At 37.9% G+C, this 15,535-nt stretch carries 16 protein-coding genes; 9 read left to right on the top strand and 7 right to left on the bottom strand.

The window, feature by feature from the left end; genetic code table 11:
• The first annotated feature begins 293 nt into the window (after nt 1-293).
• The 9 genes from ACVRZH_RS07835 to radC all read left to right on the top strand — a co-directional run bounded on the left by ACVRZH_RS07835 (nt 294) and on the right by radC (nt 10,479).
• Entirely contained in the window at nt 294-695 is a 402-nt protein-coding gene (locus ACVRZH_RS07835) for an RNA polymerase subunit sigma-70 (RefSeq protein ID WP_447454742.1), read from the top strand.
• The gene (locus tag ACVRZH_RS07840; protein ID WP_447454743.1) at nt 692-853 is read left to right on the top strand and encodes an SHOCT domain-containing protein; all 162 of its coding nucleotides are present in this window, start codon (nt 692-694) and stop codon (nt 851-853) included. Before ACVRZH_RS07835 ends, ACVRZH_RS07840 begins: the two co-directional genes overlap by 4 nt.
• A gap of 56 nt (nt 854-909) precedes the next feature.
• A complete protein-coding gene (locus ACVRZH_RS07845; RefSeq protein WP_447454744.1) occupies nt 910-2,115 on the top strand; it encodes a recombinase family protein in 1,206 nt (401 codons plus the stop codon).
• A 2-nt stretch (nt 2,116-2,117) separates the two neighbouring features.
• Nucleotides 2,118-3,683 carry a recombinase family protein gene (locus ACVRZH_RS07850; protein WP_447454745.1) on the top strand — a complete coding sequence of 522 codons (1,566 nt, stop codon included), beginning with the start codon at nt 2,118-2,120 and terminating at the stop codon, nt 3,681-3,683.
• Between the two features lie 112 nt (nt 3,684-3,795).
• Entirely contained in the window at nt 3,796-4,620 is an 825-nt protein-coding gene (locus tag ACVRZH_RS07855; protein WP_447454746.1) for a Cof-type HAD-IIB family hydrolase, read from the top strand.
• A 205-nt stretch (nt 4,621-4,825) separates the two neighbouring features.
• The gene (locus tag ACVRZH_RS07860) at nt 4,826-7,870 is read left to right on the top strand and encodes a DUF8508 domain-containing protein (protein WP_447454747.1); all 3,045 of its coding nucleotides are present in this window, start codon (nt 4,826-4,828) and stop codon (nt 7,868-7,870) included.
• Between the two features lie 75 nt (nt 7,871-7,945).
• Nucleotides 7,946-8,458: an NUDIX hydrolase gene (locus tag ACVRZH_RS07865; RefSeq protein ID WP_447454748.1), complete on the top strand. Its 513-nt coding sequence runs from the start codon at nt 7,946-7,948 to the stop codon at nt 8,456-8,458.
• A 73-nt stretch (nt 8,459-8,531) separates the two neighbouring features.
• Nucleotides 8,532-9,647: an AI-2E family transporter gene (locus ACVRZH_RS07870; RefSeq protein WP_447454749.1), complete on the top strand. Its 1,116-nt coding sequence runs from the start codon at nt 8,532-8,534 to the stop codon at nt 9,645-9,647.
• A gap of 151 nt (nt 9,648-9,798) precedes the next feature.
• On the top strand, nt 9,799-10,479 hold the full coding sequence (gene radC, locus ACVRZH_RS07875) for a RadC family protein (RefSeq protein WP_447454750.1): 681 nt from the start codon (nt 9,799-9,801) through the stop codon (nt 10,477-10,479).
• On the opposite strand, the gene ACVRZH_RS07880 is transcribed toward radC, so the two are convergent.
• The 7 genes from ACVRZH_RS07880 to ACVRZH_RS07910 form a co-directional block, all read right to left on the bottom strand.
• Nucleotides 10,476-11,171, bottom strand: a complete 696-nt coding sequence (locus tag ACVRZH_RS07880) for a gamma-glutamyl-gamma-aminobutyrate hydrolase family protein (RefSeq protein WP_447454751.1) — start codon at nt 11,169-11,171, stop codon at nt 10,476-10,478. The two genes, radC and ACVRZH_RS07880, sit on opposite strands and share 4 nt — an antisense overlap.
• A gap of 118 nt (nt 11,172-11,289) precedes the next feature.
• Nucleotides 11,290-11,922, bottom strand: a complete 633-nt coding sequence (locus ACVRZH_RS07885) for a redox-sensing transcriptional repressor Rex (RefSeq protein ID WP_447454752.1) — start codon at nt 11,920-11,922, stop codon at nt 11,290-11,292.
• A 123-nt stretch (nt 11,923-12,045) separates the two neighbouring features.
• Nucleotides 12,046-12,267, bottom strand: a complete 222-nt coding sequence (locus ACVRZH_RS07890; RefSeq protein WP_447454753.1) for a DUF4649 family protein — start codon at nt 12,265-12,267, stop codon at nt 12,046-12,048.
• A 101-nt stretch (nt 12,268-12,368) separates the two neighbouring features.
• Nucleotides 12,369-12,716, bottom strand: a complete 348-nt coding sequence (locus tag ACVRZH_RS07895; RefSeq protein ID WP_447454754.1) for a DUF1831 domain-containing protein — start codon at nt 12,714-12,716, stop codon at nt 12,369-12,371.
• Between the two features lie 4 nt (nt 12,717-12,720).
• Nucleotides 12,721-13,836: a cysteine desulfurase family protein gene (locus ACVRZH_RS07900; RefSeq protein WP_447454755.1), complete on the bottom strand. Its 1,116-nt coding sequence runs from the start codon at nt 13,834-13,836 to the stop codon at nt 12,721-12,723.
• Nucleotides 13,836-14,813, bottom strand: coding sequence for a ribose-phosphate diphosphokinase (locus ACVRZH_RS07905; protein ID WP_447454756.1), 978 nt, complete (start codon nt 14,811-14,813; stop codon nt 13,836-13,838). Before ACVRZH_RS07905 ends, ACVRZH_RS07900 begins: the two co-directional genes overlap by 1 nt.
• A gap of 105 nt (nt 14,814-14,918) precedes the next feature.
• On the bottom strand, nt 14,919-15,488 hold the full coding sequence (locus ACVRZH_RS07910; RefSeq protein WP_447454757.1) for a CYTH domain-containing protein: 570 nt from the start codon (nt 15,486-15,488) through the stop codon (nt 14,919-14,921).
• Between the last annotated feature and the right edge of the window lie 47 nt (nt 15,489-15,535).

Raw genomic sequence — 15,535 nt, forward strand, 5'->3', positions numbered from 1 at the left:
GCCTCAATGACCAATTGGAAATTGGTGGTGGCGGTATTACTCGACGAGTGAAACGTGTCTGGATGGCAGATGGGACACTTTATGATGCGACTGGCACAGTTAAACTCGGTAACGTTATCGGTTGGTTCAGATTAGGATAATAGCCTTCAAGCCTGGTTATAACATCAGGCTTTTTTCTTTTTTTCAAAAATGCGGAAATATTCTCTTCACCCTTACTTAGTAAGGTAGAGAAAGTTTTTAAAGTAACCGGAAAAATTCTTCTCAAAGTCACCTAAATAGTTAGGAGGAATAAAATGACACCAGAACAAAAAGCAGCTATACGTTATCTACGAGAACAGGGACTTGGCTATAAAGCCATTGGTGTAAGGCTCTGTTTATCACTGAATACGATTAAGTCATTTTGTCGTCGTGAGGCGATTCAGACTGGTGACAAAAGAGATGCCAGCCTACCAGATTATTGTCATGCTTGTGGTCGTGTTTTGACCCATATGGGTGGTAAGAAAAAGAAACGCTTTTGCGGGACCTCTTGTCGTCAGACATTTTGGAATAGCCATTTAGATGAGGTTAATCGTCAAGCTTATTCAACACATGCTTGTTTGGCATGTAGGAGGAAGTTTACCTCCTACGCTAACCCCAAGAGAAAATACTGTAGTCGCAAGTGTTATATGACTGATAGATTTGGAGAAAAGAGATGAGAAAAGACTATTTAGAGGATGAAATAGCCTACCAATTAAGTATGATTCAGGCTAACCAACTCCTATCAGAAGGACTGATTACTGAAACCATTTTCCAAGAGTTTAAGGCTAAAATGCTTGAAACATATGAGCCATTTATGAGTCAATTAGTGGGCTAAAGACTTGATAAATAAGGGCTTTAGAGTGATATATAGTAGCGAAAGGAGATGTATCAATGAAACAAATTAAAACGATACAAGCCCAAAAGGTAGGTGCCATCAAGACGTTAAGAGTGGCCGCATACACTAGGGTTTCGCATACTAGTTTACTTCAGTCCTTATCCAATCAAGTGAGTCACTACAGCCAATTGATACAGGCAAATCCAGAATGGGAGTATGTGGGCGTTTACAGCGACTCAGCCGTTAGTGGACGAACTCAATCCCATAGACAAGACTTTCAACACTTACTTGAAGATTGTCGTAAGGGAAAGATTGACCTTATTTTAACCAAATCTATATCACGTTTTGGTCGAAATACGGTGGAGCTTTTGGAAACCGTTCGTGAGTTAAAGAGACTTGGTATCAGTGTTCGCTTTGAAAAGGAGAACCTTGACACCCTAACCGCTGAAGGGGAGTTGCTTTTAACCTTACTGGCTTCAATGGCGCAAGAAGAATCACAGTCTATCAGTCAAAACATCAGATGGCGAGTGAAGAAACGCTTTGAAGAAGGGAAACCTTATATTCCCCAAGATATCTTTGGTTATCGGTGGAATGGGAAAGAGTATGTGATTGAACCCCATGAAGCATCTATTGTTAGACAGGTCTTTGACTGGTATATGGCAGGTCTTTCAGCTCCCAAGATAGCTAAACGCCTTGATGATAGGGGTGAGAGAACAAGAAAGGGTAATCGATTCACTAAGCGAGTCATCTACAACATGTTTGACCAAGAAGCCTACTGCGGACGACTGATTTTACAGAAAACCTTTCGAGACAAGTTTGGTAGTCGTTCTGTTCCAAATGAAGGGCAGATGACAAAGTATATCGTTGAGCATGCCCATGAAGCCATTGTGGCACCAGAGTATTTCCAAGAGGTCAATCAAGAGAAAAAGCGACGTGCTAAGAGACGGACTTCAAAACATGAAGCAGTTGCCAAACTCAAGGGCAAAGTCTACTGTGAACACTGCGGTTTAGATATGCTTTTGACTTTGGAAGCTAAATCCAATCAAGAAAAGCGAGTGAGGTATTACTGCAGGACAAGAGATGCCAAGGGTGTTGAGGCTTGTTTAGGACGTACCATTACAGAAAAACAACTCTTTCAAGCTTTTGGTGAGACCTTAAAGACAGAAGATATTCACCATATTGCTTTTAATAGTGTGACCAATGAAGCTAAAGTTACCTGTAGCAATGGCGAAGAAAAACACGTCATCATTCAGAAAGGATAGATATGAAAAAAGTCATCACGATAGAACCAGCCAAACAAGTAAGCCATAGACTTGACCTGCCGAGTTTTACCAAACGACGAGTGGCAGGCTATGCTAGGGTATCAACTGACCATGAAGACCAAACAACTTCCTATGAAGCACAGATGACATATTACACAGACTACATCAACAGTCGCTCAGATTGGGTATTTGTCAAGATGTATTCCGATGAAGGGCTTAGTGGAACAAACACGAAAAAGCGACTTGGCTTTCAAGAAATGGTTGAAGATGCCCTTGACGGTAAGATAGACCTTATCCTGACCAAGTCAGTCAGTCGGTTTGCGAGAAATACGGTTGATTCTCTTTCAACGGTACGAAAACTCAAGGAAGCAGATGTGGAAATCTATTTTGAAAAGGAGAATATTTGGACCTTTGATTCTAAAGGAGAACTCCTTATCACGATTATGTCGAGTCTCGCTCAAGAAGAGAGCCGTTCCATTTCGGAGAACGTGACTTGGGGGAGAAGACGTCAGTTGGCTGAAGGACAAGTGACTTTTTCCTACAGCCAAGTTCTAGGTTTCAAGAAAAGTGACACGGGTGGGTTTGAGATTGACCACGAAGAAGCCAAGGTTGTTAGGTATATTTTTCATCAAGTTTTATTGGGAAACAACCCCAACAAAATCGCAAGAGAGTTAACTTTGAAAGGTGTTCCTACCCCACAAGGAAAAAGTAAGTGGAGTTATGGCACAGTTAAGCGTATGCTTAGGAATGAAAAATATAAGGGGGATGCCCTTCTTCAGAAAAGTTTTACAACAGATTTTTTGACGAAAAGCACCAAACCCAATGAAGGGGAACTTCCTCAGTACTACGTGGAGAACAACCATGATGCCATTATTGACCGAGCGGTCTTTGATTTGGTTCAGGTTGAATTGGATAAGTTGGAAAAGAAACGGCAAACCAGTAATATCTTCACAGGAAGGCTGTTCTGCGGTGATTGTGGGTCAGCTTTTGGAAGTAAGGTGTGGCATTCGACCAGTAAGTACAAACGAACCATCTACCAGTGCAATGCCAAGTATAAGGGTGAGCACAAATGTCAGACACCTCATGTGACGGAGGAAGAGATTAAAGGTTGGTTCCTTTCAGCCATCAATCAGCTCCTCAGTAATCGAGATGAGATTATTGCCAATACAGCACTTTTAATTGATATGGCAAAAAATACCTTGCCACTTGAAGACAGGATTGATGATTTGGAGCAACAACTTGAAACTATCCGACAAGACATAATGGATTTAGTTGATAGGAATGCAAGGAAGGCTCAGAATCAAGAGCTTTATCAAACGCAATACGATACTCTGTTAATAGCCTACCAAGAAAAACAGAAAGAGCTACATGAGACCAATTCAACCTTGGGAGAGCAGAAAAGTAAAAGCATAAGGCTTGATCGTTTTATCCAACAACTCAAAGAGCAGGATGACCTCATCACAGCCTTCAATCAAGAACTCTGGCAGACTAGTGTCGAGCGATTGGATATCAAAGAGGGCAAGACAATTACTCTAACTTTTAAAAATGGCGTACAGATTGATTTATAAATGATAAGGGCGTGTCAGTTTGGCACGCCTTTTTTTGTTTTCTGTGTTATAATGGGATGAGAAACTACGGGACTATTTTTGCACCCCCCTGAGAGGATAAAGGTTAGATTGTATGATTAAAGTGATAGCAACAGACATGGATGGTACTTTTTTGGATGACAAGGGAAGCTATGATCGTCAGCGTTTTGAGCATATATTGACACAGTTAAAGGAAAGAGATATTCGCTTCGTTGTGGCGAGCGGTAATCATATGGAACGTTTAGCCATGATATTTGATGGTATGGTTGACGACATTAGCTATGTTGCTGAAAATGGAGCTCATGTTATTGAGCAGGGATATGAAATTGTTCATCATCACTTAGCTAAAGAAGATGTCTTTGCCTGTTTAGATTATTTTCAAGGTAAGCATAAAGAATACAGAGTGATTGTTCAGACTGACCAAGGGATGTTTATGGTTGATGGGGCGACCTTTAATCCTGATGAATTTATGATTTCAGAAGAACAGATGTCGGCGTTTTTATCTCGTATTACCTTTATTTCAGATTTTAATCTTCTTCCTCAAGATGCATCCTATATCAAAATGAGTATGATGTTTCCGATTGAGCAATGTGACGCTTTGATTGCAGATTTTAATGCTCATTTTACAGGAAATATTACTGCAGTAACTAGTGGCTATGGCTCCGTAGATATGTCTGCTACTGGTATTCACAAAGCATGGGGGCTTCAAAAATTACTTGAACGTTGGGAGGTTTCTCCTGAAGAAGTGATGGCGTTTGGTGATGCTGATAATGATATTGAATTACTGAAAATGGCTGGCTATTCATATGCTATGACTAACGCTTCTGATAAAGTCAAAGCTGCTGCCAATTTTATAGCACCACATCATCGGGATCAAGGTGTGCTAGAAATCCTTGATCATTTTCTTGAACTCAACTAAGAGCATACTACCTATCTAGTGATCTACTGGATAGGTTTTATTGTATCAAAAAACGGACCAATAAAATGAAATATCAATAAATGTAAGATAAAAACGAAAAATAGATAAAAAAATAAAATAAAATGATAAAAAACTACAAAGTAGACGAACCTTATTTCTCATTTGTGATATAATGAAATGTGAAAATGAGAAAGGACTTTAACTAATGAAAACTTCAAATGATTTATCTCAACAACGCTTTAGTTTACGTAAATCTAAAGCATTTGGAATGGTATCATGCTTATTGGGACTTTTTATTGTATTAAGCTTAACTCATGGGACAGTTCATGCAGATGAATTTAATTCTGAATCTAGTCCCTCTCTTGAATTGCCTATTCCTTCAAATACACAGGGATCAGATGAGTTACCGAATTCTTCTGCTTCAGAAACGATGTCATTTGGTGATAGCAATGAATCATTGGATAACCTTGACTCTGAAAAGCTCTTGGCAGTGTCTTTAACAGATGCGACTGAGACAAGAAATGGGGCTTCAGAAGGTAACACAGCAGAGTCATATGAGATTGATAAGTCTCAATTGACAGTTGCTCAAACTGTCAAAGTAGAAGGCGTCATTGCATCAGACCTAGGGAAATGGGGAGGTGATGGCTTTTATCTTCAGTTAGCCAATCAACAAGGTATTTATGTCTATCCAGGTAAAAATGACTTAGGCGATTTGACTTTGCAAAAAGGAGATCGTGTCAACTTTACAGCTACTGTTGGTGAGTTTAATAAGAACTTGCAACTGATCAAGCTAGAAGATATTAACGTTATTTCAAAAGACAATGATGTTTTAGTGACGCCAACAACAGTCCCGTCATTGACCAAAGAACTTGTTGATAGACAGGTAGAATTGACGCAGTTGACAGTTACTGAGGTCAAATCTCAAGGTAAGTATAAGAATACCATTATCAAAGCAGTTGATAAGAATGGTCAGACTATAGAGGTATTTGCCGATAATAGAGCTACTGGTCAATTTGATGACGTTTCAACAGTCATTCAACCTAATCGCCAAATTATCTCTGTAAAAGGTTTTGTTTCCCTATTTAAAGATAAATACCAGCTTAAACTAGCTGATTTATCAGAGATCGTGGTTTCTGAGGATAACAAAGTAGAACTTTCAGATGAAGTAACAGATAAGCTAAAGGTTGAGACTATCGGCGTTATTCAAGGAGCCTCACATACATCACCTTTAGTCGGTAAAGAAGTTGTCGTTTCAAATGTGGTTGTTACCAAAATTGATGATAAAAGAGGTTTCTATATCCAAGACATCACACCAGATCAATTATCAGAAACATCAGATGCCATTTATGTATCAAGCAAGGATAAAGTAGCAGTTGGTGATCAATTGACTGTTGAGGGATTGGTAGTTGAATCTTACGGATTAGGCTATAAGGAGAAAGAACAGACAGACCTTACCATAACACAGCTTATGGCTAGTAAAATTATCAAAGAAGGCACAGCCAATCTTCCAAGACCTATTTTATTAGGCGAGAATATCCCGAAGAATACGATTGACGATGATGGTCTAACACAATTTGAACCTAAGCAGGATGCGATTGATTTCTGGGAAAGTCTAGAAGGTATGCGAGTAGAGGTTGCAAAGCCTCAAATCTTGGGTCCGCAAAAATATGGTAATTTATATGTCTTACCTGAGGGGTATCGAGGCGAACGTAATAATGCAAATGGCATTAGCTTGCGACCTGAAGTACAAAATACGGAAGTTGTTGCATTACTGATTAGTAATCGTAACTACCTTGCTAAAGCAAATGATGCTTTCTCTGAAAATCTGATTGGAACAATAACATACGATTACAGTGAGTACAAGGTAGACCTTAGAGGCCTAAATTTACCTCAAAAAGTTAATGGTGATTTGAAACGAGAAGCCTCTACGATTGTTTTTGATGACAATAAGTTAACGATTGCATCTTATAATATTGAGAACTTCTCTGCTAATCCGACAGATAAAGAAACACCAGAAGAGAAGGTTGAGAAAATTGCTAAATCCTTTATCCATGAAATTGAAAAACCTGATATTGTCACTCTCATTGAGGTACAGGATAACAATGGTAGTCAAGATAATGGTGTGACGAGTGGTGTTGACAGTGGACATCGTCTCGCTAATAAAATAAAAGAGCTAGGCGGTCCTGTTTACCAATATGTTGAAATTGCTCCTGAGAATAACGCTGATGGAGGTAAACCAGGTGCTAATATCCGTGTAGCATTCCTATACAATCCTGAACGCGTTTCCCTACCTCAAAAAGAAATTGCAGGCACTAATGAAGGAGCAGTGTTTGTCAATGGTGAGCTTGCTAAAAATCCAGCTAGGATTGCTCCTAATCATCCAGCCTTTAAAGGAGTTAGAAAATCACTAGCTTTAGAATTTGACTTTAAGAGAGAAAAGGTTATTGTTATCGCAAACCATCTGAAGTCAAAAAATGGTGATAATCCACTATATGGCAAAGTACAGCCTGCTGTTGAACATTCAAAAATGAGCCGTATTGCCCAAGCTAGAGTGTTAAATGAATTTGTTAAATCAGGCTTGGCACAAAATCCCAATCTCAAATTTGTCTTAACAGGAGACTTTAATGATTTCGAGTTTTCTGAGACAATTAAAGCAGCTGAAGGAAAAGAGTTAGTCAATCTCCTCAGTCGTCACCATAAAGAAGATAGGTATACTTATTTCTATCGTGGTAACAACCAAAGTCTAGATAATATTCTTGTGTCAAAAAATCTCCTAGACAACATTGCATTTGATGTTATTCATGTCAATTCATCATTTATGGAAGAACATGGTAGAGCTTCTGATCACGATCCATTGATTGTACAACTTGATTTTAATCCATTTATCAAGAAAACAGAGACAGAGGTGCCAAAAACACCAAGCCTAGAAGAGGATCAACCGACTTCGAATACCACGGCGCCATCTAGTCACCCTAACAAAGAGACGATGGTACAGGCAAATATGCCTACAGACAAACTGGTGAGAGTGGAACATTATTCTAAAAGTGACTCTGAAGAAGTTACTGATCTTCAAACAAGTCCTGTGAGAGACAAGCAAAATGAATTTGATCAATCTCAAGTGATGAAAATGGCATCAAGTGAAAAAATATTACCTAAGACAGGTGAGACCACCTATTTAGGAACAATCATTGGCTTAGTTAGTCTTGTAGCTGGTTTAGGGGTTGCATTCCCACATCGTAAGAAAGATTAGTTAGGTTATATAGTTATAGCAGGCAACATTCTACTATTAAGAGTGTTGCTAGCTCTTTTTATAGAGGTAGTTAAGATGGTTAAAAGAATATCTTTGTATGATGGGCTTATATTTGAAGGACCTATCACACGAGAAGCAGTTAGAGGAGTTGTTCTCTTAGATGATAAGCTCTTATTGATGAAGTATGAAAAACATGATTTTTATGGTTTACCTGGAGGAGGGATGATGTCATTTGAGACTCCAGAAGAAGCTTTTTATCGTGAAATAAAAGAAGAAACAGGTTGTGAGTGTCAAATCATAACTAAATGTTTGCTCATTAACGAGTACCGACAAGAAAATCACTATCGTCAATTAAACCATTGCTTTATAGGAAAGGTTATCCGAAAAGGAGAAGCACAGTTGGATGATGGTGAAAAACATGATGGTTTAACAGTTTTAGAGATTAATGTATTCAAAGCTATGGAAAAGCTTATAACGCAGCAAACCAGAACACTGCAGCAGGTTTTTCTAAAGGAAAGAGATAGGCTCATCCTCAAGGAAGCTGTAGACTATTTATACCCGATGCTATTGAACATTCACTACAGATAATAATTATTCTGATAGAGGGACAAGAGCTCTATTTTAGTGTATAATGTAATAAAAAAAAGGAGCGATTTAAGACTTGAAATTTGAGAAGAAGACCATTTATTATATTGTTTTAACATTTGTTATTTGTTTATTTATCCAGTCTAATTGGGCACATGGTGCTGGTTTTTTGAGGACTATTTTTAAGACAATTCAGCCTTTTTTAATGGGAGCTGGTATTGCCTATGTGGTTAATATCGTTATGAGTGCCTATGAGAGAGTATTTGAACGCTTTGTTAAAGTGCCAAAGTTATTAGCTATGAAGCGTGGTTTATCGTTATTAATGGCCTATTTAACTTTCATGATTGTTGTCTTTATGATTTTTGCGATTGTTTTACCCGATTTGATTGATAGCTTACAGTCTTTATTAAAAATCAATCCAGCTGATATTCAGGCGCTGATAGATGACGTACAGCATAATAAATGGGTAGCTAAAGGCTTGAAAATGTTTGGCTCAGATGTCGAACTTGGTCGATTGATTGCAGATTCCAGTCAGCAAGTCTTGAATCAAGTTTTAGCAACATTAACTGGTCTTTTGACCTCTGTTAGTTCAATTGCTTCGACTTTGATGAACCTTTTCCTTAGCCTTATCTTCTCCATTTATGTTTTAGGTAGTAAAGAGACACTTGGTCGTCAATTTAACTTGTTGTTAGATACTTTTATGACTAGACAAGCAAAGCTAGTACACTATGTGTTGAATATTTTACATCAACGATTTCATGGTTTCTTTGTTAGTCAGACTCTGGAAGCAATGATTCTTGGTGGTTTGACTGCCATTGGTATGTTGCTTTTAGGCTTACCATATGTGGCTACTATTGGAGTTTTGATTTCATTTACAGCTTTAATACCTGTTGTTGGAGGTATGATTGGGACAGCTGTTGGTATGATTTTAATCATGACACAATCATTTGAACAGGCGATGCTTTTTCTAATCTTTACCATTATTTTACAACAATTAGAGGGAAACTTAATATATCCTCGTGTTGTTGGAGGTTCCATTGGCCTGCCAGGCATGTGGGTCTTGTTGGCGATTACCGTTGGAGGTGCCGTTGGAGGTATATTAGGTATGCTTATTTCGGTTCCTATCTTTGCGACTTTGTACCAAATTATTAAAGACTACACCCATAAAAAACATAAACAAGTGCAGCTATAAAAGGTCAAGAAAAATTCTTAGCCTTAACATAATCAATGTTCGTCTCATCTCTGTTAAAGCGATGAGACGATTTTTTGCTACCATTGTAGATTCGTGATATGGTTTACTACTATTTTCTAACTAATTACGAATAGTAAGATGGAGGTCGAATATGTACTGTATTGAATGGAATGAAGAAGCACTGTTACCTAGAGAACGCTTGCTCAGTCAAGGGGCAGAGCAATTAAGCAATCAAGAATTATTAGCTATTGTACTTAGAACTGGTAGTAAAAAAGAACATGTACTCAATCTTGCCAATGCAATTTTGAAAAAGTTAAACAGTATAGCCGACTTGGAGCATCTTTCGCTACAGGAATTACAACAATTGTCTGGTATTGGACCGGTTAAGTCCATTGAGATTAAAGCTATGATAGAACTAGCTAAGCGTATTCGTTCAGCTGAATATAGCCAGAAAGAACGGATTTTAAGTAGTGAGCGTCTGGCCAACAAGATGATGCTTGAAATCGGTCATGAAAAACAAGAGCATTTGGTCGCCTTGTATCTTGATACTCAAAATCGCATTATCGAACAAAAGACGATTTTTATAGGTACAGTGAGACGGTCTATTGCAGAACCAAGAGAAATTTTACATTATGCATGTCGGACGATGGCCACCTCATTAATTGTTGTTCATAATCATCCGTCAGGATTATGTCAGCCGAGTCAGAGTGATTTAGAGTTTACTGAAAAAATAAAACGATCATGTGACGACTTAGGAGTTGTCTTCCTAGATCACATCATCGTTGGTCGAAAAAGTTATTATAGTTTCAGAGAAGAAACGGATATGCTTTAGAGCTCGTTCACGATATAATCAAACAAAGCTTGATCAATATCACGTGTATGGCAAAGAAATTCTGGATGCCATTGAACGCCTAAGAAATGCTTATCTGGGTCTTCAAAAGTAATAGCTTCAATAGTATCGTCTTCAGGGCTACGAGCAATAACTTTCAAGCCGTCAGCTAATTTTTTTATAGATTGACGATGAAAAGAATTGATTTTAGTCTCTGTTCCATAAATTTTACTAAGAGATGAATCATCTGAGATACTAATGGTTTGTGTAAGCACATTAGGTTCTTCACTTTGCCAATGATCTTCAATGTGTTGATTAAGGTTGCCCCCTAAAACAACATTTGTTAGTTGCATACCACGGCAGACAGTGAATAGAGGTTTATTTTGCTTGAGGCTTTCTTTAATAATGGCTATTTCATAGAGATCACGTTCCAAAGAATAGTCATCTTTGAGCGCTTTTTTCTCTTCTCCGTAAAATTGAGGATCAACATTTTGGCCACCTGTCAAGATGACTTTGTCAACCATATTCACATATTCTTTGGCAGCTTCTTCGTCGCCGATAGGCAAAAGAAGTGGAATACCCCCAGCTTTTTTGATAGCTTCCACAAATCCTGCAGGAGCATAAGCCCAAGGAATATTATCTAGATCACGTTTTAGACGTTGGTTGGCAGTGATGCCAATAATAGGTTTAGACATAGTTACTCCTTAAAAGATAAAACAGGTTAACAAGGTCGTTTAAGGAGATGTTAACCTGTTTGCATTTAATCTGTTAGATGTTATGATGATGAACTCTATAAAAGCAGTTATCATCATACTATTTTTGGTTCATAAAGTAAAGTAGGGTCTGTAACTCACAGGTCAAATCAACATACTGAACGACAACATGTGGTGGTAATTGAAGGTTAACTGGTGAAAAGCAGAGAATACCCTCGATACCAGCATCCACAAGCAAATCAGCGACCTCTTGTGCTTTGACACTAGGTACTGTCAAAATAGCTGTTTTGATATCTGATTCAGCAAGTTTTTGTTTGAGCTGTGTGATAGCAAAGATAGGAATACCATCGGGCGTTGTGGTATTGATTAGTTTGTGATCTTCAGTATCGAATGCCATTGTGATTTGCATTTTGTTACGCTCATGGAAACGATAATGAAGCAAAGCACTACCGATATTACCTACACCAACTAAAAGCACATTGGTAAGAGCGTTATCGTTTAAAATTTCAGCAAAGAAATTCATCAGTTTCTTAACATCATAACCAAAGCCACGACGGCCTAATTCACCAAAATAGGAGAAGTCCCTTCGAACAGTAGCGGAATCAATACCAATAGCATCTGCAATCTGTTTTGAACTAGCTTTTTGAATGTTTTCGGCATTAAACCGTTTGAAGATACGATAATAAAGTGAGAGACGCTTGGCTGTTGCGTTAGGAATGGTTTTATCAATCATTGCTTTTTGTTACTCCTTGGCTTAAATTTATTTTTAAATTGTGAAAAATATCCTAACTCTATTTTAGATAAAGTTTGTGAAAAAAGCAACAATTTTCTTAATAAATTTAAGGTGAGGTGTTTATTAGTTAAACTGAGTTAAATCTTGTTTGATTAAGAAGTAATAGACACCACCAATGGTACCTTTATAGTCCAGTTCATGACCATTAAAGGTTAGTTTAACGACTTCATAATGGTCAGCAATAGGAATACTACATGCCATTTGAGATCTTTGGTAGCTGTCGTAGTCTGGATAAGAGAGTGTTTGTTCTTGCTTAGCGGCGTTTAGATAAGTAATCTCAATCATAAGTTCTCCTCCGAAGGCGATCATTTTAATATGATTGTCTTCTCATTAAATTATTATGTGACTAGTATAGATAAAAATAATGATTTTGACAATTGATTTGCTTAATCGGCATTTTTGATGAAAATGTCACGTTCGACAAGGCTGTTCATTAAGAAGTTAAATTTATCTTGAATGATTTTATGGTCATCGGACTTAAAAATATTAACTGATTTGAGTCCTGATTTGTCTGTAATGGTTAATTTAAAACCAGTTAAATCTTTATTGACGGCAATTTTGAGTAAGAATCCTTCACCGCTGTTAGGGACTTTTTCTAATAAGCGTGTTAACTCGTAGTTACCCAGCTTTGTCTGCATAAATGTAGTATCCTTTAGGGTATATCGTTTGATATTGGGACTTATAGTATAGCTGACTGGGCTTCCAGTTGGTCTAATTGTTTTTTCAAATGCCATGTAATCACCTCTTTAATAAGTTAGTTAAGGTATCAGCTAGTTGATTAACTTCTTCTATAGTATTAAGTTCAGATAGGCTGATACGGATTGATTCAGTGAGTCTGTTTGATTGTTCGCCGTAAAAGGCTTTTAAGACATGACTAGGTTCTACCAAGCCTGCAGTACAAGCTGAGCCAGTTGACACTGCAAAACCAGCTAAGTCTAATTGGGTCAAAAGGGTAGCGTTATTAGCTGAAGGAAACCCGATATTGATAATGTGGGGCAAAGTTTCCTCGGATTGATTGAGATAGTAAGGTAAGTCCCCGAGTGATTCCAAAAAGGCTTGCTTGAGTTCAGTAATAATTGCAAGATTTTTTTCTTGTTCTGAAATAGCAGTTTTTAAAGCTTCTACCATTCCACTAATACCGATTAGGTTTTCAGTACTTGCTCGTTTTTTATTTTCTTGATTGCCGCCATGAATGAGTTTATCCATAATCAGTGGTTTGGCATAAAGTAACCCAACTCCCTTTGGACCATGAAATTTATGGGCTGAAGCAGATAACAAGTCAATTTGCCATTCTTCAGGGAGTACTTTGATTTTACCTAGTGCTTGGACGGCATCAACATGAAAAACTGCTTGATGGTGGGATAGAACTTGACCAATCTCAGCAATTGGCAGGAGTGCACCTGTTTCGTTGTTAGCAGCCATTATGCTAACCAAAATAGTATCATCTCGTAAGGCCTCTGAAACTTGTTGGGCACTGATGGTACCATTTTGTGGCTGTAAGTAGGTGACTTCAAACCCAAAGCGTTCTGATAAATAAGACATGACATCTAAAACAGAATGATGTTCAATAGACGTGGTAATTAGGTGTTTTCCTTTGGATTGATTAGCGAGAGCATAGCCTTTTATAGCCATGTTATTTGATTCGCTTCCACCAGATGTAAAAGTGATATGATTAGAACTGGTTTGTAGTAGCTCTGCAATGGTTTGACGAGCTTGCCTGAGTAGCTGACTGGCCTTTCGTCCGTAAGTATGTAGACTAGACGGATTTCCAAAGGTGTCTTGCATGACGTTGGTCATGGCAGTTATGACTTCTGTGGTCAAGGCAGTTGTTGCTGCATTGTCTAAATAAATCATTAATTAGTTTCCTTGTTTGGACGATAAGAGAATAGTGGACTTAGTGGTAGTCTCTCGTGGATACGTATGATAGCTTCTGCCATTAGTTGACTTGCCGAAAGATAGACGGTGTTATCTGGCACGCGTTCTTTTGTGCTAACTGAGTCAGTGACAAGGATTTCTTTAATTGGTGTTGTATCTAAAATATCAGCAGCACCACCAGCGAATAAGCCATGACTTGCGACAGCATAAATTTCTGTAGCACCATCTCGTTCAACAATTTTAGCAGCTTCAGCAAAAGTCTTACCAGTATTTAAAATATCATCGATTAAAATAGCTTTTTTACCAGCAACTTCACCGATGATATAGCCTTCTTCACGGTGAGAATCATCTTGGGCATAATCAATAATGGCAATAGGGGCATCTAAGATTTCTGCTAGGCTACGGGCGCGTTTAATCCCTGAATTTTTAGGACTGACGATTACAATATCATCACCAACAAGGCCTTTTTCAATATAGTGTCTTGCAAAGAGAGGGACAGTAAAGAGGTTATCAACTGGAATATCGAAGAAACCTTGGACTTGAACAGCGTGTAGATCTAGGGTTAAAACACGGTCAACCCCTGCTTTCACTAACATATTAGCTACTAATTTTGCAGTTAAAGGTTCACGCGATTTGGCAATACGGTCTTGTCTTGAGTAACCGAAATACGGAACGACGATATTAATTGAGTTTGCGCTGGCACGTTTACAAGCATCAATCATAATCAAGAGCTCCCAAAGGTGATCATTGACAGGGAAACTTGTTGATTGAATGATATAAATGTCTGCTCCACGGACACTCTCTTCAATGTTGATCATGATTTCACCATCAGAAAATTGTCTTGAAGATAGTTTTCCAAGAGGGATTCCTGCAGCTTGAGCGATTTTCTCAGCGATGGCAGTATTTGAAGTGAGTGAGAAAAGTTTTAACGGTCTATCTGTGTGACGTTCTAGCATGTCAATTATGGCTCCTTTTGTTTAAAACTATTGTGAAAAAAGATTCATTATTATTATAACAAAGATATTGATTTTTTGCTTGCTTTCTTACAAGCTTATCTCAAATCATTGACCTTTAAGTGTTGCACTAAAGCGTGCAACTTTGCTTTTAGCATATTTAAAGTTAATATTATTTTTAGCTAAGAAGTCCTTAAAATCTTTTTCACCTTGTTGGGCATCGCTTACTTCTAATTCAAGCTCATAATCTTTGATGTGAGCATATTGATTATAGTCTAAGGCTAGTAAACCGATGGGGGTTTCTGTTTCTCGTCTCATCGTTGTTAGATTTCCTAGGACTTTTAGTTGTTCAAGTGGAATATGGTGCGTTATAAGCAGATCTTTAATTTGTCCTTCAGGTAATTGCAGTGTTTTGATAATGTCTTTGGCATCATTTAGTTCAAGATTTTGATTATATTCCTGATTTCCGATCTCTTGAGGAATTTTCAATGTTAATTCAGCACGATTGGCAAGAGTACGTATGCGTAGAGACATCCGATTGGCTTTGAGAATAAACTCATCACTGTCAATATAATAGTTGGTTTGTGTGATAGGTTTGATACTTTGCAACTGCATTTCTAAGCGATTGAACTCATCTTTTGTTAGTAGTGTCTTATATTCAATTTCTAAATTTGGCATAAGAGTCCTTTCCAATAAGGTATGTATATTCTGAAACATAGCTGGGA

It is taken from the genome of Streptococcus fryi, assembly GCF_053206505.1.

Bases quoted from the DNA above. Each gene is read 5' to 3' on its own strand.
- ACVRZH_RS07840 (WP_447454743.1), top strand. From the start codon at position 692: ATGAGAAAAGACTATTTAGAGGATGAAATAGCCTACCAATTAAGTATG.
- ACVRZH_RS07860 (WP_447454747.1), top strand. From the start codon at position 4,826: ATGAAAACTTCAAATGATTTATCTCAACAACGCTTTAGTTTACGTAAA.
- ACVRZH_RS07845 (WP_447454744.1), top strand. From the start codon at position 910: ATGAAACAAATTAAAACGATACAAGCCCAAAAGGTAGGTGCCATCAAG.
- ACVRZH_RS07910 (WP_447454757.1), bottom strand. From the start codon at position 15,488: ATGCCAAATTTAGAAATTGAATATAAGACACTACTAACAAAAGATGAG.
- ACVRZH_RS07855 (WP_447454746.1), top strand. From the start codon at position 3,796: ATGATTAAAGTGATAGCAACAGACATGGATGGTACTTTTTTGGATGAC.
- ACVRZH_RS07885 (WP_447454752.1), bottom strand. From the start codon at position 11,922: ATGATTGATAAAACCATTCCTAACGCAACAGCCAAGCGTCTCTCACTT.
- ACVRZH_RS07850 (WP_447454745.1), top strand. From the start codon at position 2,118: ATGAAAAAAGTCATCACGATAGAACCAGCCAAACAAGTAAGCCATAGA.
- ACVRZH_RS07900 (WP_447454755.1), bottom strand. From the start codon at position 13,836: ATGATTTATTTAGACAATGCAGCAACAACTGCCTTGACCACAGAAGTC.
- ACVRZH_RS07905 (WP_447454756.1), bottom strand. From the start codon at position 14,813: ATGCTAGAACGTCACACAGATAGACCGTTAAAACTTTTCTCACTCACT.
- radC (WP_447454750.1), top strand. From the start codon at position 9,799: ATGTACTGTATTGAATGGAATGAAGAAGCACTGTTACCTAGAGAACGC.
- ACVRZH_RS07865 (WP_447454748.1), top strand. From the start codon at position 7,946: ATGGTTAAAAGAATATCTTTGTATGATGGGCTTATATTTGAAGGACCT.
- ACVRZH_RS07880 (WP_447454751.1), bottom strand. From the start codon at position 11,171: ATGTCTAAACCTATTATTGGCATCACTGCCAACCAACGTCTAAAACGT.
- ACVRZH_RS07890 (WP_447454753.1), bottom strand. From the start codon at position 12,267: ATGATTGAGATTACTTATCTAAACGCCGCTAAGCAAGAACAAACACTC.
- ACVRZH_RS07835 (WP_447454742.1), top strand. From the start codon at position 294: ATGACACCAGAACAAAAAGCAGCTATACGTTATCTACGAGAACAGGGA.
- ACVRZH_RS07895 (WP_447454754.1), bottom strand. From the start codon at position 12,716: ATGGCATTTGAAAAAACAATTAGACCAACTGGAAGCCCAGTCAGCTAT.